Raw genomic sequence first — 18074 nt, 5'->3', positions numbered from 1 at the left:
GGAAACAACATGGAACATCTCGATCTCGGACCTTTTTCCCGCGCGTCCGGCACCGTGCGCCTGCCCGGCTCGAAGAGCATTTCGAACCGCGTGCTGCTGCTCGCGGCGCTTGCGCACGGTGAAACGTCGATCACGAATCTGCTCGATTCCGACGACACGCGCGTGATGCTCGCCGCGCTCCGGAACCTGGGCGTCGCCGTGCGCGAGGACGGCGAGCGCGTGATCGTCGGCGGGACGGGCGGCGCGTTTCCGTCGAAATCGGCGGAGCTGTTTCTCGGCAACGCGGGTACGGCGGTGCGTCCGCTGACCGCGGCGCTGGCCGTGAACGGCGGCGAATATCGCGTCCACGGCGTGCCGCGCATGCACGAGCGGCCGATCGGCGATCTCGTCGACGGGCTGCGTCAGATCGGCGCTGCGATCGATTACGAGCTCAACGACGGCTTCCCGCCGCTCAGGATCCACGCCGCGAAGATCGCCATCGACAAGCCGATCCGCGTGCGCGGCGACGTGTCGAGCCAGTTTCTCACCGCGCTCCTGATGAGCCTGCCGGTCGTGGAAGGCCGTAACGGTCCCGTTACGATCGAGATCGAAGGCGAACTCATTTCGAAGCCGTACATCGAAATCACGATTCGTTTGATGGAGCGCTTCGGCGTCACGGTCGAGCGCGACGGCTGGGCGCGCTTCACCGTTCCCGCCGGCGTGAGCTACAAGTCGCCGGGCGCGATCATGGTGGAAGGCGATGCGTCGTCGGCCTCGTATTTCCTGGCGGCGGGCGCGATCGGGCATGGACCGGTGCGCGTGGAGGGCGTCGGTCGTTCGAGCATTCAGGGCGATGTCGGCTTCGCGGACGCGCTGAACCGCATGGGCGCGAACGTGATGATGGGCGAGGACTGGATCGAAGTGCGCGGCGTCGAATCGGACGATGGCAGGCTCGCGCCCATCGACATGGATTTCAACCTGATTCCCGACGCCGCGATGACGATCGCCGTGGCCGCGCTCTTCGCGAGCGGCACGACGACGCTGCGCAATATCGCGAGCTGGCGCGTGAAGGAAACGGATCGCATCGCCGCGATGGCGAACGAGTTGCGCAAGGTCGGCGCGACCGTGGAAGAGGGTGCGGATTATCTCGTCGTCACGCCGCCGGCGAAACTGACGCCGAACGCCGCGATCGACACCTACGACGATCACCGCATGGCGATGTGCTTTTCGCTCGTGAGCCTCGGCGGCGTGCCGGTCCGCATCAACGATCCGAAATGTGTGGCTAAAACCTTTCCGGACTACTTCGACCGCTTCTCGACGCTCGTGAAAGCGTAACGGGAGCGCTGTACCGTGAAACGCGATGACTTCGACTTCCATGATCGTAATAACGGGCCAGAACGGCCAGACTCAATGAAACCGACCCGTCCTTTCGACCCAACACCAGTGATTACCATCGACGGGCCGACGGCGTCGGGCAAGGGCACGGTCGCGGCGATCGTCGCGGCGACGCTCGGCTTCCACCTGCTCGACAGCGGCGCGCTCTACCGGCTCGCGGCGCTCGCGAGCATCCGCTACGAAGTGGACAAGGACGACGCCCCCGGCCTTGCAAAACTGGTCGAGGCGCTCCATATCACGTTCCGCGAAGGTTGCGCGCAGCTCGATGGCGCCGATGTCTCGGGCGAAATCCGGCAGGAAGAAGTCGGCAACCGCGCCTCCGCCATCGCCGTGCATCCCGAAGTGCGCCAGGCGCTCGTCGCGCGCCAGCGGGCTTTTCGCAAGCGCCCCGGCCTCGTCGCCGACGGCCGCGACATGGGCACGGTCATCTTCCCCGACGCCACGCTGAAGGTGTTCCTGACTGCAAGCGTCGAGGCGCGCGCGGCGCGGCGGTATAAGCAATTGATGCAAAAAGGTTTTTCTGCTAATATGGATGACTTGCTGCGAGATTTGCGCGCACGCGATGCCCGGGACATGAACCGGAGCGCCGCGCCGCTCAAGCCTGCGGCGGATGCGAAGACGCTGGACACCTCCGGTTTGTCGATCGATCAAGCGGTCGAGCAGATCATCGGCTGGTTCAGCGAGATTCGTGTAGTGCAGTAGAAGTAAGGTGCTCTGCCGGGAGGCAGGGCGTGTGTTAAACCATTAACCCCGTATGGCGTTGCGCATCTGGGTAAAGCCCGCCGGTTCATTCCGAATCACCGCGCAAAGGCCGTGCAAATATCGATTTTTATGTCCGACCTGCAAACCTCCACCCCGAATACCGAATCCTTTGCGGCTCTGTTCGAAGAGTCGCTGACCAAGCAGGACATGCGCGCCGGCGAAGTGATCTCCGCCGAAGTCGTGCGTGTCGACCACAACTTCGTGGTCGTCAACGCTGGTCTCAAGTCCGAAGCCTATATTCCGCTCGAAGAATTCCTGAACGACGCGGGTGAAGTGGAAGTGCAGGCGGGCGACTTCGTTTCCGTCGCGATCGACGCGCTGGAAAACGGCTATGGCGACACCATCCTGTCGCGCGACAAGGCGAAGCGCCTCGCTTCGTGGCTGTCGCTGGAAAAGGCGCTGGACAACAACGAACTCGTGACCGGCACGATCACCGGCAAGGTCAAGGGCGGCATGACCGTGATGGTCAACGGCATCCGCGCGTTCCTGCCGGGTTCGCTCGTCGACACGCGTCCGGTCAAGGACACGACGCCGTACGAAGGCAAGACGCTCGAATTCCGCGTCATCAAGCTCGATCGCAAGCGTAACAACGTGGTGCTGTCGCGCCGCGCGGTCATCGAAGCGACGCAGGGCGAAGAGCGCGCGAAGCTGCTCGAGACGCTGAAGGAAGGCGCGATCGTCGAAGGCGTGGTCAAGAACATCACCGACTACGGCGCGTTCGTGGACCTCGGCGGCATCGACGGCCTGCTGCACATCACCGACATCGCATGGCGCCGCGTGCGTCACCCGTCGGAAGTCCTGTCGGTTGGCCAGGAAGTCACCGCCAAGATCCTCAAGTTCGACCAAGAGAAGAACCGCGTTTCGCTCGGCATCAAGCAACTGGGCGACGATCCGTGGGAAGGCATCTCGCGCCGTTACCCGTCGGGCACGCGCCTGTTCGGCAAGGTCACGAACATCACCGACTACGGCGCATTCGTCGAAGTGGAATCGGGCATCGAAGGCCTCGTCCACGTGTCGGAAATGGACTGGACCAACAAGAACGTTGCGCCGTCGAAGGTTGTTCAACTTGGCGACGAAGTCGAAGTCATGGTTCTCGAAATCGACGAAGACCGCCGCCGTATCTCCCTCGGCATGAAGCAGTGCAAGCCGAATCCGTGGGATGACTTCAGCCGCAACTTCAAGAAGGGCGACAAGATCAGCGGCGCCATCAAGTCGATCACCGACTTCGGCGTGTTCATCGGTCTGCCTGGCGGCATCGACGGTCTGGTTCACCTGTCGGATCTGTCGTGGTCGGAAACCGGCGAAGAAGCCGTCCGCAAGTACAAGAAGGGCGACGAAGTCGAAGCCGTGGTTCTGGGCATCGACGTCGACAAGGAACGCATCTCGCTCGGCATCAAGCAGCTCGAAGGCGATCCGTTCAGCAACTTCGTGGCGATCAACGACAAGGGCGCTATCGTCGACGGCGTTGTGAAGTCGGTCGATCCGAAGGGTGCGGTCATCACGCTGTCCGGCGAAGTCGAAGGCTACCTGCGTGCTTCGGAAATCGCGCAAGACCGCGTGGAAGATGCGCGCAACGTGCTGAAGGAAGGCGAGAAGGTCAACGCGATGATCATCAACATCGATCGCAAGTCGCGTGGCATCAACCTGTCGATCAAGGCGAAGGATTCGGCCGAACAGCAGGAAGCCATGCGCAGCCTGCAGGGCGACTCGAACGCCGCCGCGACCGGCACGACCAACCTCGGCGCGCTGCTCAAGGCCAAGCTCGACGGCCAGAACAGCTAAGCCCTTAACGGCACAGCTGCAGAATGACCAAATCGGAATTGGTCGCCCAGTTGGCGTCGCGATTTCCGCAACTTGTCCTCAAGGATGCGGATTTCGCGGTGAAGACGATGCTGGATGCGATGTCGGAGGCTCTGGCCAACGGTCATCGCATCGAGATTCGCGGCTTCGGCAGCTTCGGGCTCAATCGTCGTCCGTCGCGCGTCGGGCGCAATCCCAAGTCGGGTGAAAAGGTGCTGGTGCCGGAGAAATTCGTGCCGCACTTCAAGCCGGGCAAGGAATTGCGCGAACGCGTCGACGGCCGCGCGGGCGAGCCGCTGAAAGCTTCGAATGACGACGATGCCGACGATCTCTGATCGGCACGCATCCTGACTGATGATCCTTCAGGATTTTCGGTTCGCGGCGTCGGCCTGCGAGGCAATCGACCAGAAAAGCACCCTTCGGGGTGCTTTTTTTATGCGCGGCGTTTCGATAGCAGCGATCCAGCGCGACGGGTGCGTTGTTTGCTAAAAATTCATGCGTCGAGCGGGCGACTGCCGGCGCCCGGGAGCATCAATTACAATACCGGTCACTTTGACCTGGGTGTTCAACCGCGCAGGCCCGGCCGAAACGGAAGGGCCGTCTGGTGCAACCGCTCTTGCGAGACCCTACATGAAATTCATCGTCTGGCTGATCCGCGTTCTGGTATTCGTGCTGTTGCTGGTGCTGGCGCTCGCCAATACCCAGCCCGCGACGCTGAACTTTCTCGCGGGCTACGCGTGGCAGGCGCCGCTTATTCTGATCGGCCTCGCGTTTTTCGTGGTGGGATTGCTCGCGGGGCTCGTGTCGGCTGTGCCGGCCAGGGTGCGTCTGCGCATGGAGAACGGGCGTCTGAAGCGCGAGCTGCGCGTCGCTCGCGAGACGCCGGTGGTGAAGGAAGAACCGCCGATGCCGCCGCTCATCTGACCTTTCGCGCAGACATCTGACACTCAACGACTAATCGCATGGATCTAGACTTCTGGTGGCTGCTTGTCATCCCCGTCGCTTTCGCGCTGGGGTGGATGGCGTCCCGCTATGACTTGAAAGCGCTGTTGTCCGAAAATGCGAATCTGCCGCGCTCGTATTTTCGCGGCCTCAATTTTCTGCTCAACGAGCAACACGACAAGGCGATCGATGCGTTCATCGAAGTCGCCAAGCTCGATCCCGAAACGATCGAACTGCATTTCGCGCTCGGCAATCTGTTTCGCCGTCGCGGAGAGACCGATCGCGCGATTCGCGTGCATCAGAATCTGTTGAGCCGCGCCGATTTGCCGGTCGCGGAACGCGATCACGCGCTCTACGAACTCGGACAGGATTTCCTGAAGGCGGGCCTGCTCGATCGCGCCGAGGAAACGTTCAAGTCGCTCAACGCCGGCGAATATTCGCTCGGCGCGCAGCGCGCGCTGCTGACCATCTACGAGATCGAAAAGGACTGGCCGAAATCGATCGCGACGGCCGAGCAGATCGAAAAGATGGGCGCGCCCTCGCTGCATATGGAAATCGCGCATTTCCACTGCGAGCTCGCGCAGGAAGCGCTTCAGCGCAAGAATCCAGATGGTGCGCGCGCCGAACTGAAGCTCGCGCTGGCATCGAACCCGGACAACGTGCGCGCGACCATCCTGGCAGGCGATGTCGAAGCGGCCGCCGGCAACGTCGATGTGGCGATCGCGCACTGGAAGCGCGTCGAGGAGCAGAACGAGGCGTATCTGCCGCTCGTCGCCGAGAAGCTGATGAAGGCGTACGCCGCGCTCGGGCGCAAGGAAGAGGGCGTCGATCTGCTGATCGATTACGCGACGCGCTATCCGTCGAACGATCTGCTCGATGTCGCCTACAAGCACGTTCAAGAGTTGCGCGGTCTCGAAGCCGCGCACGAGCTGGCACGCAAGCAGATGCAAAGCGCGCCGAATCTCGCGGGCATGACGCGTCTGCTCGAGGCGCAGGAGGCGACGGCCGACGAGCCGCGCCGCGGCGAGCTCGAACTGATGCGTAATCTGGTGAAACAGCGCACTAAGAATCTGCCGCGTTATACGTGTCAAACTTGCGGGTTCCGTGCGCGTCTATTCTATTGGCAATGCCCCGGCTGCAGCGGCTGGGAGACGTACGCGCCGCGTCGCGTCGAGCCGATCACGAGCTCGGCCTGAGCCAGCGCGGCGAGCATGACATCGGGCGGCGCGCGAATGCGCCGCTTCTGCCACCGGCATTTCAGGAACAACCGGAAAGCGTATGAAAGTGACCATCGTCGGCACGGGTTACGTCGGTCTCGTAACCGGCGCGTGCCTTGCCGAAATCGGCAATGACGTGTTTTGCGTGGACGTCGATCCGCGCAAGATCGAAATTCTCAACAATGGCGGCGTGCCGATCCACGAGCCGGGCCTTCAGGAAATGCTGAGGCGCACGCGCGCGGCAGGCCGCATCCAGTTTTCCACCGACGTGAAAGCGAGCGTCGAGCACGGCGACATTCAATTCATCGCGGTCGGCACGCCGCCCGACGAAGACGGCTCAGCCGATCTGCAATACGTGCTCGCCGCCGCGCGCAATATCGGCAAGTATTCGAACGGCTTCAAGGTGATCGTCGATAAATCGACGGTGCCGGTCGGCACGGCGCTGCAAGTGAAGCGCGTCGTCGAGGAAGAGTTGCGGGCGCGCGGACTCGGCGAGTCGGAGAAGCACGGCTTCTCGGTCGTGTCGAATCCGGAGTTCCTGAAGGAAGGCGCGGCTGTGGACGACTTCATGCGCCCGGATCGCATCGTGATCGGCATCGACGACGACCGCGCGGGCAACCTCGCGCGCGAGAAGATGAAGCGCCTCTACACGCCGTTCAACCGCAATCACGAGCGCACGCTGTACATGGACGTGCGTTCGGCCGAGTTCACGAAGTACGCCGCCAACGCGATGCTCGCGACGCGCATCTCGTTCATGAACGATCTGTCGAATCTCGCGGATACCGTCGGCGCCGACATCGAATCGGTGCGGCGGGGCATAGGCTCGGATCCGCGCATCGGCTATCACTTCCTGTATGCGGGCTGCGGCTATGGCGGCTCGTGCTTCCCGAAGGACGTGCAGGCGCTCGCGCAAACCGCGCGCGAAAACGGCCACACGCTGCGCGTGCTCGAGGCGGTCGAAGCGGTCAATAACGATCAGAAGGAAGTGCTCGTCAACAAGATCGTGAAGCGCATGGGCGAGGATCTGCGCGGGCGCACGTTTGCCGTGTGGGGCCTCGCATTCAAGCCCAATACCGATGACATGCGCGAGGCGTCGAGCCGGCGCATCATCGAGGCGCTGCTGCAGCGCGGCGCCACGGTGCGCGGCTACGATCCCGTCGCGCGCGACGAGGCAGAGCGCGTGTTCGCGCTCGATCTCGCGGATCGCCCCGACGACTTCCAGCGCCTGCATCTCGTGAACACGCAACAGGATGCGCTGACGGACGCGGACGCGCTCGTCATCGTGACCGAATGGAAGGAATTCAAGAGCCCGGATTTCTGGCACTTGAAGAGCGCGTTGAAGACGCCGGTGATCTTCGACGGCCGCAATCTGTATGAACCGGAAGCGATGGCCGAAATGGGCATCGACTACTTTGCAATAGGACGTCCCCATGTCGAACTCGACCGCAACGGCAGCCACAACTAACGCCGATATTCCCGTCGTCCCGCTTGCGCGCGTTTCGGCGGCGCGCGTGCTCGTGGTCGGCGACGTGATGCTCGACCGCTACTGGTTCGGGGACGTCAACCGCATCTCGCCCGAAGCGCCCGTGCCGGTCGTGCACGTGCAGAAGAAGGAAGACCGCCTCGGCGGCGCGGCGAACGTCGCGCGCAACGCGGCGGCGCTCGGCGCGCAGGCCGGCCTGCTTTGCGTAGTGGGACATGACGAGCCGGGCGAGCGCATCGTCGAGCTGCTCGGCGAAAGCAAGGTCGCGGCGCATCTCGAGCGCGATCCCGAACTGCTCACGACCATCAAGCTGCGCGTGCTGTCGCGTCAGCAGCAGTTGCTGCGCGTCGATTTCGAGAACACGCCGAATCATGAAGTGCTGCGCGCGTGTCTCGAACGGTTCACCGAGATCCTGCCGCAGCACGACGTGATCCTCATGTCCGATTACGCGAAGGGCGGCCTCACGCACGTCACGCAGATGATCGCCGACGCGAAACGCGCCGGAAAGCCCGTGCTCGTCGATCCGAAGGGCGACGACTGGGACCGTTATCGCGGCGCGACGCTCATCACGCCGAATCGCGCGGAGCTGCGCGAAGTCATCGGCCAGTGGAAATCGGAAGAAGATCTGCACGAGCGCGTGAGGAAACTGCGTGCGGAGCTCGATCTTTCAGCGCTGCTCCTCACGCGCTCGGAAGAGGGCATGACGCTCTTCACCGAGGACCAGGTGCTGCACACATCGGCCGAAGCGCGCGAAGTGTATGATGTCTCGGGCGCCGGCGACACCGTCATCGCAACGGTCGCGACCATGCTGGGCGCGGGTGTGCCGCTCGTCGACTCGATCGTCTATGCGAACCGCGCGGCGGGCATCGTCGTGGGCAAGCTCGGTACGGCGACCGTCGACTACAACGAACTCTTCGCCTGACCTTATCTGAAATAACGCCATGACCATCATCGTTACCGGTGCAGCCGGCTTCATCGGCAGCAATATCGTCAAGGCGCTCAACGAGCGTGGCGAGAATCGCGTGATCGCGGTCGACAACCTCACGCGCGCCGACAAGTTCAAGAATCTCGTCGATTGCGAAATCGACGATTACCTCGACAAGACCGAGTTCGTCGAGCGCTTCAAGCGCGGCGATTTCGGCCGCGTGCGCGCGGTGTTCCACGAAGGCGCCTGTTCGGACACGATGGAAACCGACGGCCGCTACATGATGGACAACAACTTCCGCTACAGCCGCGACGTGATGGACGCGTGCCTCGCGCAGGGCGCGCAGTTCCTGTATGCATCGTCGGCGGCGACATACGGCGGATCGAGCCGTTTCGTCGAAGAGCGCGAAGTCGAGAAGCCGCTCAACGTGTACGGTTATTCGAAGTTCCTCTTCGATCAGATCGTGCGGCAGGTGCTGCCGAAGGCGGAAAGCCAGATCGCCGGCTTTCGCTATTTCAACGTGTACGGCCCGCGCGAAACGCACAAGGGACGCATGGCGTCGGTCGCGTTCCACAACTTCAATCAGTTCCGCTCGGAAGGCAAGGTCAAGCTCTTCGGCGAGTACAACGGCTATGCGGCCGGCGAGCAGACGCGCGACTTCATCTCGGTCGAAGACGTCGTGAAGGTGAATCTGTTCTTCTTCGATCATCCGGAGAAGTCGGGCATTTTCAATCTCGGCACCGGGCGCGCGCAGCCGTTCAACGACATCGCGTCGACGGTCGTGAACTCGCTGCGCGCGTTGAACGGCGAAGCGGCGCTCTCGCTCGCCGAACTCGTGCAGCGCGGTCTGATCGAGTACGTGCCGTTCCCCGACGCGCTGCGCGGCAAGTACCAATGCTTCACGCAGGCGGACCAGTCGAAGCTGCGCGCAGCCGGTTACGACGCCTCGTTTCTTACGGTTCAGGAAGGTGTCGATCGCTACGTGCGTTGGCTATTCGGCCAGCTATAAACGCGCTTCGAGCCTCTCTAAACTGGGTCTCACGGTTGGCGCTGGTGCCGGCCGGTTCTTCACGGAGACTCAGTCATGTTCAAGCAAGCACTCTCGTCGATCGCTGCGTTCGCGCTCATCTTTTCCATCGGTAGCGCGTTCGCGGCCGTCGACGTCAATACCGCCAACTCCGACGCGCTGCGCGGCATCAAGGGCATCGGTCCGGCGAAGGCGAAAGCCATTCTCGATGAACGTCAGGCGCACGGTCCGTTCAAGGACGCGAGCGATCTCGGCACGCGCGTCAAAGGCATGGGCGGCAAGACCGTCCAGCGTCTGGAAGCGGAAGGACTGACAATCGGCGCAACGACGAAGACCGCGGCCGTCGCCGCACCGCCTGGCGGCGCGAACTCGGCTGTCGCGACGCCGGTTTCGGCGTCCGCATCAGCTAAACCGGTCATTGTGAAGAAATAAGCACGGCCCGGAGGCGCGCCCTGGTGCGCGGCGCGCCATCGATCTCCTTCAGCCTTCGGATGTCTTGGGCTCCCCGCGGACGGCCTCCTCGCGGGGCTTTTTGCATGCGCGGACGGCGCGCGCGAGCGGCATTCCATCCGTGCATCAGGGATGCGCCGGCATCGGCGGAACCGGTGGGCTACAATCGACGAATCCCTATATCAAAATCCGCGCGGAAAGGCAGTGTCGTCCGCGGGGAATCCGAATCGGCTCCGCATATGGCTTACATGACTATCGAAGACACGATCGGCAACACGCCGCTCGTGCAACTCGTCCGCATCGTGGACGATGAAATTCGCAGCCGCAACAACGTCGTGCTGGGCAAGCTCGAAGGCAACAATCCGGCGGGATCGGTGAAGGACCGGCCGGCGCTGTCGATGATCAGGAAAGCTGAAGAGCGCGGCCGCATCAAGCCGGGCGACACGCTCATCGAAGCGACGAGCGGCAACACCGGCATCGCGCTCGCGATGGCCGCCGCAATGCGCGGCTACAAGATGGTGCTGCTGATGCCGGAAGATCTGTCGATCGAGCGCCGCCAGAGCATGGCCGCGTATGGCGCCGAAATCGTGCTGACGCCGGTGACGGGCGGCATGGAATACGCACGCGATCTCGCCGATCAGATGCAGCGTGACGGCAAAGGCATCATTCTCGATCAGTTCGCGAACCCGGACAATCCGCTCGCGCATTACGAAGGCACGGGCCCGGAGCTGTGGTGTCAGACCGAAGGCCGCCTTACGCACTTCGTCTCGTCGATGGGCACGACCGGCACGATCATGGGCGTGTCGAAGTATCTGAAGGAGCAGAACGAAAAGATCGAGATCATCGGCGCTCAGCCGGAAGAAGGCTCGCGCATTCCGGGCATCCGCAAGTGGCCGGAAGCCTATCTGCCGAAGATTTTCGATCGCAGCCGCGTGGATCGCGTGGAGAACGTAAGTCAGGCGGCCTCCGAAGCGATGGCGCGACGCCTCGCATCGGTCGAAGGCATTTTCGCGGGCATTTCGTCGGGCGGCGCGTGCGAAGTGGCGCTGCGCATCGCGCGCCAGGTGGAGAACGCGACGATCGTGTTCATCGTCTGCGATCGCGGCGATCGTTATCTTTCGACGGGCGTGTTCCCGGCGTGATGCCGCGCATCCTGATCGCGCAATGAGAGAACCCCGGCGAGCCGGGGTTTTTTACGTCTGTAGCGGACAAACGTCACTGCGAATTCGCGCCCGTGTCGCCCGCGACCATGCGCGCCTTGACCGCTTCGCCAAGCTGATACACCGCGAGCGCGTAGAAGAAGCTGCGGTTGTAACGCGTCAGCACGTAGAAGTTCTTCAGCCCGAGCGTGTATTCGGTCGCGCGGCCGGGCGTGGGCAAATCGACGACGGTGAGCGGCGTCGGCGCTTCTGCGTCGATATTCAAGCCCGGCTCGTTGAGCAGCATGCCGGCCTTCGTCAGTTGCGCGAGCGACCATTTCGGTTCCGGCGCGCCATCGGCGGCGGCCTGCGCGATGCCCTGACTGCCGACATCGCCGGCGATGCGCCACACGACCGGCCGGCCCGGTTCCCAGCCGTTCTGCTTCAGATAGTTCGCCACACTGCCGATGGCGTCTGCCGGGCTCGTGCGCAGATCGATGCGGCTGTTGCCGTCGTAATCGACCGCGTATTGCACGATGCTGCTCGGCAGGAACTGCGGAATCCCGATCGCGCCCGTGTATGAACCGAGGACGGTCGTCGGATCGATCTGCGAATCGCGCGTCCACACGAGCAGGTCTTCGAGATTCTTGCGGAACGTCGCCATGCGCTCGACGCGGTTCGGCGTGTTCGGGTAATCGAAGGTGAGCGTGGTCAGCGCGTCGAGCGCGCGGAAGTTGCCCATGTACTTCCCGTAGATCGTCTCCACGCCGATGATTCCGACGATCACCTCCGGCGGCACGCCGAATTGCTCGGACGCGCGCTGCAGCGTCGCCTGATTCGCGCGCCAGAACTTCACGCCGGCGTTGATGCGAACCGGCTCGATGAAACGCCCCTGGTACGCGCGCCAGTTCTTGGCCTGCGGCGTGGGCGACGGCAACACCAGTTTCGCCGCGGTCGCCGAATAGCTCACGCGCGCGAACAGGTCGTGCAGCGCGGACGAATCGAAGTCGTAGCGCGCGACCATGTCATTGATGAACGCATCGACATTCGGATTGTTCGCGTAGCGCTGCGGCACGATCTCTTCTTCGAACACCTGCCCTTGCGGCGTCGCGGCCTGCGGCTGCTGCGACTGCGCAAAGGCACTGTTCCCGGAGAGAAAGCCGAGCGCGCAGACGAGGGAGGCAACGAGTGCACGCTTTGCCGGCCTGGATGAAGCCGTGAAGACGAACGGAGCAAACTGGAAAGTCATAGTGTGCGTGGTTGGGGGCGGTTGGGGCGATGCCGGATGCGCGAGTGGCCAAAAACGCCTGTGAAGTCGAATCGATGCAACGATTCTCAACGGAACGCAACAGCCTGCAACATGCCGCGCGCAATCGCTCGGCCGGCAAGGCGTCGGGGCAGTATAACCGACGCTTCGCGCCCATATCGGCCATGTGCCCGGGCGAGGGCGGCCGTGCCGGACGGTGTGGTAACTTAACGTCAATTGCGCGACAAGTGGTCGCGTATGACGAAAAAATACGAGACGAGAGCCGACGACAAGCGGCATTGCGAGACATCATGGCCACCGGCTTCTACTCCCACCCCGACTGCCTCCAGCACGACAACGGCCAATGGCATCCCGAGTGTCCGGCGCGCCTGCAGGCGATCGAAGACCAGCTGATCGCGAGCCGGATCGATTCGCTCATCGAGCGCGAGGAAGCGCCGCTCGCCGACGAAGCCGACCTCGCGCGCGTGCATACGCAGGCGCACATCGACTACATCAAGAGCCGCACGCCGGAATCGGGCCGAAGCGAACTCGACCCCGATACGTCGATGTGCCCCCAGTCCTATCGCGCGGCGTTGCGCGCGGCGGGCGCGGCGGTCGCGGCCACCGATGCCGTCATCGAAGGCCGTTACGACAACGCGTTTTGCAGCATCCGGCCGCCGGGCCATCACGCCGAGCCCGCGCGCGCGATGGGCTTCTGCCTCTTCAACAACGTCGCGATCGCCGCGCGGCATGCGCTGGAAGTGCACGGCCTGCAGCGGGTCGCGATCGTCGATTTCGACGTGCATCACGGCAACGGCACCGAAGCCGCGTTCAGCGGCGATTCGCGCGTGCTGATGTGCAGTTTCTTCCAGCATCCGTTCTATCCGTTTTCCGGCGCCGACAATCACGCGGCGAACATGGTCAACGTGCCGCTCGCCGCGCGCACTAAGGGCATGCAGGTGCGCGAGGTCGTCGACATGATGTGGCTGCCGCGGCTCGAAGCGTTCAAGCCGCAGATGATCTTCGTCTCGGCCGGCTTCGATGCGCATCGCGAAGACGACATGGCGAACATGGGTCTCGTCGAGGACGATTACGCGTGGATCACCGAGCAGATTCGCGGCGTCGCGAAGCGCCACGCGCAAGGGCGCATCGTGAGTTGTCTCGAAGGCGGCTATAACCTGTCGGCGCTGGGCCGCAGCGTCGTTGCGCATCTGCGGGTGCTGGCGGAAATCTAGCGGGCGCGAGCGCGCGCGTAGTCCGCGCGCACGAGCGTCCAGTCGATCAGCTCGCGGATCACGCGCTCGCGGTCGAGATCGTTGAGCGTTTCGTGGGCGCTGCCTTCGTGGACGATGAGCGTGGTGTCGGTCGATCCCGCGTTGGCTTCGAACTCGCGGCTGCCGGCGGGATCGCAGATCGCGTCCGCGCTGCCGTGAAAGACGAGAAGCGGCAGCTTGATGTCGCCGCGCTTTTCCGCCACGCGCTCCATGCCGGCGAGAATCTGCGCGGCAGTGCGTGCGCAGACGGCTGAGTGATGCACGAGCGGATCGCGCTTGTACGCTTCGACGACGCCCGGCGCGCGCGACAGCAGCGCCGGATCGATGCTGAACGCGGCGACGCGCGGCGCGACCACGCCCACGATGCGGCTCAGTTTGGCCTTCCAGCGCGGCGTGCCCGGTCCGATCTTCAACGCCGGGCTCGACAGGATCAGACCGGCCAGCTTGTTCTCCTGCGCACGCTCGGCGGCGTAGAGCGCCGCGATCGTTCCGCCCATGCTGTGGCCCATCAAAAAGAGCGGCGTGCCGGCGGGCGGCGTGGCCGCGCACGCTTCGAGCAGGACATCGGTGTCGCGCAGATAGTCCGTGAAGACGCGAACCCACGCCCGTTCGCCCGACGACTTCCCGTGTCCGCGCAGATCGATCGCGATCAGTTCGATGCCCGCCGCGTTCAGCGCGGTCGCGAGCGCGTCGTAACGGCCCGCGTGTTCGCCGAGACCGTGGACGAGCGCGATCCGCGCGTTGAGTTCGATGCCCGGCGCGGGGTGCCAGCGATGCAGAAACAGTTCGACGCCGTGTCGCGTCGTGACGGCGCTCGTCGAATAGATAGTGCGTGACATGGCGCGGTAAATATCTCCACGTTATTAGCCGATCTGAAATCATTATTAAACAGAATGTAACGCGTCCTGTAAAATCCCCGCCACGATACAAACAGCTAAGAACGAGCGGCGGCCGGCGGCGCGGGTGGGTTCCACCCGACAAGCCTTCCGCCGTTTGCATTTTCATGATCGAAATACGCAATCTTTCGCAGCGTTTCGCGGGGCCCCGAGGCTGGGTCGAAGCGCTGCACAACGTCAATCTGACGATTCCCGCCGGCGAAGTGTTCGGCATCATCGGGCGCAGCGGCGCGGGCAAGAGCACGCTGGTTCGCACGATCAATCTGCTGACGCGGCCGAGCGAAGGCAATGTGATCGTCGACGGACGCGATCTCACGACGCTCGGCAAGGACGATCTGCGCGCCGCGCGCCGCGACATCGGCATGATCTTTCAGCATTTCAATCTGCTGAGTTCGCGCACGGTGTACGACAACGTCGCGCTGCCGCTCGAACTCGCCGGCAAGAAGCGCGCGGAGATCGAAGCGGCCGTGTTGCCGCTGCTCGATCTCGTCGGCCTCACGACGCACAAGGACAAGTATCCGGCGCAGATCAGCGGCGGACAGAAGCAGCGCGTCGGGATTGCGCGGGCGCTCGCGAGCAAGCCGACAGTGCTGCTCTCCGACGAAGCCACGTCCGCGCTCGATCCCGAAACCACGCGCGCGATTCTCGATCTGCTGCGCAAGATCAATCGCGAGCTCGGGCTCACCATCGTGCTCATCACGCATCAGATGGAAGTGATCAAACAGGTCTGCGATCGCGTCGCGGTGCTCGACGCCGGGCGCGTGGTCGAAGAGGGCAAGGTCGTCGATGTCTTCATGCAGCCGCATCACGAAGTCACGCGCGCACTGATCGGCGACGTGATCGCGCACGAGTTGCCGCCCGCATTGAAGGCACGCGTGATCGAGCGGCTCAAGACCGGCAGCGGTCATTTGCTGCGGCTCGCGTTCACGGGCTCGGGCGTCGATCAGCCGATTCTCTCGGAGACGATCCGCCGCTACGAACTCGATTTCAACATCCTGCACGGCCAGATCGACGAGATTCAGGGGCAGGCGTTCGGCTCGCTCGCGGTGCTCGCGGGCGGTCAGCCGGTGAAGATCGCCGAAGCGATCGAATATTTGCGCTCGCAGGGCGTCGTCGTGGAGGAGTTGTCCCATGTTGAGTGAAATGTTCGACATGTTCGTCCAGTCGTTCTGGGAAACGCTGATCATGGTCGGCATCTCGGGACTCGTCGGCGCGGCGGTCGGTTTGCCGCTCGGCGTGCTGCTCTATCTCACCGATCGCGACGGCGTGCTGCAGAACATCGGCGTGAATCGGGTGCTCGGCGGCATCGTGAATGCGGTGCGCTCGACGCCGTTCATCATCCTTCTCGTCGCGGTGATTCCGTTCACGCGGCTCGTCGTCGGCTCGTCGATCGGCACCGCGGCCGCCGTCGTGCCGCTGACGATCGCCGCTGCGCCGTTCATCGCGCGGCTCGTCGAGACGGCACTGCGCGAAGTGGATCGCGGACTCATCGAGGCCGCGCAGGCAATGGGCGCGACGACATCGCAGATCGTCTTCAAAGTGCTGTTGCCGGAATCGCTGCCGGGCGTCGTCGCTGGATTGACGATCACGTTCGTGTCGCTCGTCGGCTATTCGGCGATGGCGGGCGCGATCGGCGGCGGCGGTCTCGGCGATCTCGGCATCCGCTATGGTTATCAGCGTTTTCTTCCTGAAGTGATGATCACGGTCGTCGTGATTCTCATCGTATTCGTGCAGCTCGTTCAGTCGTTCGGCGACTGGCTCGTTCGTCGTCTCAGTCACAAATAACCACTCAAGAAACCATGCAACGTCGATTCATTCTGAAGTTCGCCGCCGCGCTGCTGAGCGCAACGCTGTTCAACGGTGCCGCGCACGCCGATGAAGCCATCAAGTTGGGCGTGACCGGCGGCCCGCACGCGCAGATCATGGACGTGGTGAAGCAGGTCGCCGCGAAAAACGGGCTGAAGATCACGGTCGTCGAGTTCTCGGATTACGTGCAGCCGAACGCCGCGCTCGCCGCCGGCGATCTCGATGCGAACAGCTATCAGCATCTGCCGTATCTCGACGCGCAAGTGAAGGATCGCGGCTACAAGCTCGTCAAGGTCGCCGATACGGTGACGTTCCCGATGGGCATCTACTCGAAGAAGCTGAAGTCGCTGTCGGCGCTTGCCAACGGCGCGCGCATCGCGGTGCCGAACGATCCGACCAACGGCGGCCGCGCATTGCTGCTGCTGCAGAAGCAAGGTCTCATCAAGCTGCGCGCGGATGCGGGTCTGAAAGCGACGCCGCTCGATATCGTCGAGAATCCGAAGAAGCTGAAGATCGTCGAACTCGACGCCGCGCAGATTCCGCGCTCGCTCGACGACGTCGATGCCGCCGCCATCAATACGAACTTCGCGATGGAAGCGGGCCTGAAGCCGAAGTCGGACGCGATCGCAATCGAAGATCCGCGCGGTCCGTATGTGAACATCATCGCGGTTCGCGCGGCCGACAAGGACAAGCCGTGGGTTGCGAAGCTGATCGCGGCGTATCACTCGCCGGAAGTGAAGCAGTTCATCGAAGGCAAGTACGCCGGCGCGGTGATTACGGCCTGGTAATCGTTTTCATGGTCGGATTCGGGTTTTCGTGGATATAAATAGAACGATCGTTCGATAAAATTCGGCTCATACCTATTGCACGATCGCCGACCCCACCCGCTTTTGGAGGGGTGATCTTACGCGTCACTCGTATAATGGCGCTGGGTTGACGTAATCGTAACTTTGGAGCGTGTGCATGAAAATTCTGGTGCCAGTCAAGCGCGTGGTCGACTACAACGTGAAGGTCCGCGTGAAATCGGATAACACGGGTGTCGATATCGCCAACGTGAAGATGTCGATGAACCCGTTCGACGAAATCGCCGTGGAAGAGGCGGTGCGTCTGAAGGAAGCGGGTGTTGCTACGGAAGTGATCGCTGTGTCGTGTGGTGTTACGCAATCTCAGGAGACGTTGCGGACGGCGCTGGCGATCGGTGCGGATCGCGCGATCCTGGTCGAATCCGCCGATGAACTGCAGCCGCTGGCGGTCGCGAAGATCCTGAAGGCGCTAGTCGATCAAGAGAAGCCTGAGCTCGTCATCCTGGGCAAGCAGGCCATCGACGACGACTCGAATCAAACCGGCCAGATGCTCGCTGCACTGGCGGGTTTGCCGCAAGCGACGTTCGCATCGAAGGTCGTCGTTGCCGATGGCAAAGCCACGGTATCGCGCGAAGTCGATGGCGGCGCCGAGACGCTGTCGCTGAAATTGCCCGCAGTCGTCACGACCGATCTGCGCCTGAACGAGCCGCGCTACGTGACGCTGCCGAACATCATGAAGGCGAAGAAGAAGCCGCTGACGACGGTGAAGCCCGCCGATCTCGGCGTCGATGTCGCGCCGCGTCTGAAGACGCTGAAAGTCGTCGAGCCACCGAAGCGCAGCGCGGGCATCACCGTGCCCGACGTGAAGACGCTGGTCGAAAAACTGAAAACCGAAGCGAAGGTGATCTGAACATGACGATTCTCGTAATT

18 protein-coding genes are annotated in these 18074 nt (G+C 63.0%); 16 read left to right on the top strand and 2 right to left on the bottom strand.

The features are described from left to right. Window positions 1–9 precede the first annotated feature (9 nt). The 11 genes from aroA (at window position 10) to cysM (ending at window position 11122) form a co-directional block, all read left to right on the top strand. Window positions 10–1314 (top strand): 3-phosphoshikimate 1-carboxyvinyltransferase, encoded by a 1305-nt coding sequence (aroA, locus tag NCS02_RS10550; protein WP_008342383.1) that lies wholly within the window; start codon window positions 10–12, stop codon window positions 1312–1314. A 75-nt stretch (window positions 1315–1389) separates the two neighbouring features. Continuing rightward, the gene (gene cmk, locus NCS02_RS10545) at window positions 1390–2076 is read left to right on the top strand and encodes a (d)CMP kinase (protein ID WP_008342380.1); all 687 of its coding nucleotides are present in this window, start codon (window positions 1390–1392) and stop codon (window positions 2074–2076) included. A 111-nt stretch (window positions 2077–2187) separates the two neighbouring features. Then, window positions 2188–3918, top strand: a complete 1731-nt coding sequence (rpsA, locus tag NCS02_RS10540) for a 30S ribosomal protein S1 (RefSeq protein ID WP_174447740.1) — start codon at window positions 2188–2190, stop codon at window positions 3916–3918. Window positions 3919–3941: 23 nt separating this feature from the next. Beyond that, entirely contained in the window at window positions 3942–4271 is a 330-nt protein-coding gene (locus NCS02_RS10535) for an integration host factor subunit beta (RefSeq protein ID WP_008342376.1), read from the top strand. A 295-nt stretch (window positions 4272–4566) separates the two neighbouring features. After that, window positions 4567–4860 carry a LapA family protein gene (locus NCS02_RS10530; protein ID WP_008342374.1) on the top strand — a complete coding sequence of 98 codons (294 nt, stop codon included), beginning with the start codon at window positions 4567–4569 and terminating at the stop codon, window positions 4858–4860. Between the two features lie 38 nt (window positions 4861–4898). Then, on the top strand, window positions 4899–6074 hold the full coding sequence (lapB, locus tag NCS02_RS10525; RefSeq protein WP_008342373.1) for a lipopolysaccharide assembly protein LapB: 1176 nt from the start codon (window positions 4899–4901) through the stop codon (window positions 6072–6074). An 82-nt stretch (window positions 6075–6156) separates the two neighbouring features. Next, on the top strand, window positions 6157–7560 hold the full coding sequence (locus NCS02_RS10520; protein WP_008342372.1) for a UDP-glucose dehydrogenase family protein: 1404 nt from the start codon (window positions 6157–6159) through the stop codon (window positions 7558–7560). Next, entirely contained in the window at window positions 7526–8500 is a 975-nt protein-coding gene (rfaE1, locus tag NCS02_RS10515) for a D-glycero-beta-D-manno-heptose-7-phosphate kinase (RefSeq protein WP_008342371.1), read from the top strand. The genes NCS02_RS10520 and rfaE1 overlap by 35 nt, the downstream gene beginning before the upstream one ends. 19 nt (window positions 8501–8519) lie before the next feature. Next, on the top strand, window positions 8520–9512 hold the full coding sequence (gene rfaD / locus NCS02_RS10510; protein ID WP_008342370.1) for an ADP-glyceromanno-heptose 6-epimerase: 993 nt from the start codon (window positions 8520–8522) through the stop codon (window positions 9510–9512). A 75-nt stretch (window positions 9513–9587) separates the two neighbouring features. Beyond that, window positions 9588–9962: a ComEA family DNA-binding protein gene (locus tag NCS02_RS10505; RefSeq protein ID WP_008342369.1), complete on the top strand. Its 375-nt coding sequence runs from the start codon at window positions 9588–9590 to the stop codon at window positions 9960–9962. Between the two features lie 257 nt (window positions 9963–10219). Continuing rightward, window positions 10220–11122 (top strand): cysteine synthase CysM, encoded by a 903-nt coding sequence (cysM, locus tag NCS02_RS10500; RefSeq protein ID WP_008342367.1) that lies wholly within the window; start codon window positions 10220–10222, stop codon window positions 11120–11122. A 73-nt stretch (window positions 11123–11195) separates the two neighbouring features. Here cysM and mltB read toward each other — a convergent pair whose 3' ends face one another. Then, window positions 11196–12368 (bottom strand): lytic murein transglycosylase B, encoded by a 1173-nt coding sequence (gene mltB, locus NCS02_RS10495; RefSeq protein ID WP_008342366.1) that lies wholly within the window; start codon window positions 12366–12368, stop codon window positions 11196–11198. A 308-nt stretch (window positions 12369–12676) separates the two neighbouring features. On the opposite strand from mltB, the gene NCS02_RS10490 reads away from it, so the two are divergent. Further along, window positions 12677–13600, top strand: coding sequence for a histone deacetylase family protein (locus NCS02_RS10490; protein WP_008342364.1), 924 nt, complete (start codon window positions 12677–12679; stop codon window positions 13598–13600). On the opposite strand, the gene NCS02_RS10485 is transcribed toward NCS02_RS10490, so the two are convergent. Next, entirely contained in the window at window positions 13597–14478 is an 882-nt protein-coding gene (locus NCS02_RS10485; protein ID WP_008342362.1) for an alpha/beta hydrolase, read from the bottom strand. The genes NCS02_RS10490 and NCS02_RS10485 overlap by 4 nt on opposite strands. 164 nt (window positions 14479–14642) lie before the next feature. Between NCS02_RS10485 and NCS02_RS10480 the strand changes: the two genes are divergently transcribed. From NCS02_RS10480 to NCS02_RS10465, 4 genes are all read left to right on the top strand, one after another. Continuing rightward, window positions 14643–15677 (top strand): methionine ABC transporter ATP-binding protein, encoded by a 1035-nt coding sequence (locus tag NCS02_RS10480; protein ID WP_008342360.1) that lies wholly within the window; start codon window positions 14643–14645, stop codon window positions 15675–15677. Next, the gene (locus NCS02_RS10475; protein WP_008342358.1) at window positions 15667–16320 is read left to right on the top strand and encodes a methionine ABC transporter permease; all 654 of its coding nucleotides are present in this window, start codon (window positions 15667–15669) and stop codon (window positions 16318–16320) included. The genes NCS02_RS10480 and NCS02_RS10475 overlap by 11 nt, the downstream gene beginning before the upstream one ends. Before the next feature lie 14 nt (window positions 16321–16334). Further along, complete coding sequence (locus NCS02_RS10470) at window positions 16335–17129, top strand: MetQ/NlpA family ABC transporter substrate-binding protein (protein ID WP_008342356.1); 795 nt, start codon at window positions 16335–16337, stop codon at window positions 17127–17129. Window positions 17130–17304: 175 nt separating this feature from the next. Further along, a complete protein-coding gene (locus NCS02_RS10465) occupies window positions 17305–18054 on the top strand; it encodes an electron transfer flavoprotein subunit beta/FixA family protein (RefSeq protein ID WP_250496932.1) in 750 nt (249 codons plus the stop codon). Window positions 18055–18074 lie beyond the last annotated feature (20 nt).

This window comes from Caballeronia sp. NCF2, from assembly GCF_023631205.1.
Classification (GTDB): domain Bacteria; phylum Pseudomonadota; class Gammaproteobacteria; order Burkholderiales; family Burkholderiaceae; genus Caballeronia; species Caballeronia zhejiangensis.
Note: the sequence above shows the minus strand (reverse complement) of the source record. Positions and strands in the feature narration are given on the sequence as shown.

Coding starts and splice junctions, on each gene's coding strand:
- NCS02_RS10475 (WP_008342358.1), top strand. CDS start 15,667: ATGTTGAGTGAAATGTTCGACATGTTCGTCCAGTCGTTCTGGGAAACG.
- NCS02_RS10470 (WP_008342356.1), top strand. CDS start 16,335: ATGCAACGTCGATTCATTCTGAAGTTCGCCGCCGCGCTGCTGAGCGCA.
- rfaD (WP_008342370.1), top strand. CDS start 8,520: ATGACCATCATCGTTACCGGTGCAGCCGGCTTCATCGGCAGCAATATC.
- NCS02_RS10530 (WP_008342374.1), top strand. CDS start 4,567: ATGAAATTCATCGTCTGGCTGATCCGCGTTCTGGTATTCGTGCTGTTG.
- NCS02_RS10505 (WP_008342369.1), top strand. CDS start 9,588: ATGTTCAAGCAAGCACTCTCGTCGATCGCTGCGTTCGCGCTCATCTTT.
- lapB (WP_008342373.1), top strand. CDS start 4,899: ATGGATCTAGACTTCTGGTGGCTGCTTGTCATCCCCGTCGCTTTCGCG.
- mltB (WP_008342366.1), bottom strand. CDS start 12,368: ATGACTTTCCAGTTTGCTCCGTTCGTCTTCACGGCTTCATCCAGGCCG.
- cmk (WP_008342380.1), top strand. CDS start 1,390: ATGAAACCGACCCGTCCTTTCGACCCAACACCAGTGATTACCATCGAC.
- NCS02_RS10480 (WP_008342360.1), top strand. CDS start 14,643: ATGATCGAAATACGCAATCTTTCGCAGCGTTTCGCGGGGCCCCGAGGC.
- NCS02_RS10485 (WP_008342362.1), bottom strand. CDS start 14,478: ATGTCACGCACTATCTATTCGACGAGCGCCGTCACGACGCGACACGGC.
- cysM (WP_008342367.1), top strand. CDS start 10,220: ATGGCTTACATGACTATCGAAGACACGATCGGCAACACGCCGCTCGTG.
- NCS02_RS10520 (WP_008342372.1), top strand. CDS start 6,157: ATGAAAGTGACCATCGTCGGCACGGGTTACGTCGGTCTCGTAACCGGC.
- rfaE1 (WP_008342371.1), top strand. CDS start 7,526: ATGTCGAACTCGACCGCAACGGCAGCCACAACTAACGCCGATATTCCC.
- NCS02_RS10535 (WP_008342376.1), top strand. CDS start 3,942: ATGACCAAATCGGAATTGGTCGCCCAGTTGGCGTCGCGATTTCCGCAA.
- NCS02_RS10465 (WP_250496932.1), top strand. CDS start 17,305: ATGAAAATTCTGGTGCCAGTCAAGCGCGTGGTCGACTACAACGTGAAG.
- NCS02_RS10490 (WP_008342364.1), top strand. CDS start 12,677: ATGGCCACCGGCTTCTACTCCCACCCCGACTGCCTCCAGCACGACAAC.
- aroA (WP_008342383.1), top strand. CDS start 10: ATGGAACATCTCGATCTCGGACCTTTTTCCCGCGCGTCCGGCACCGTG.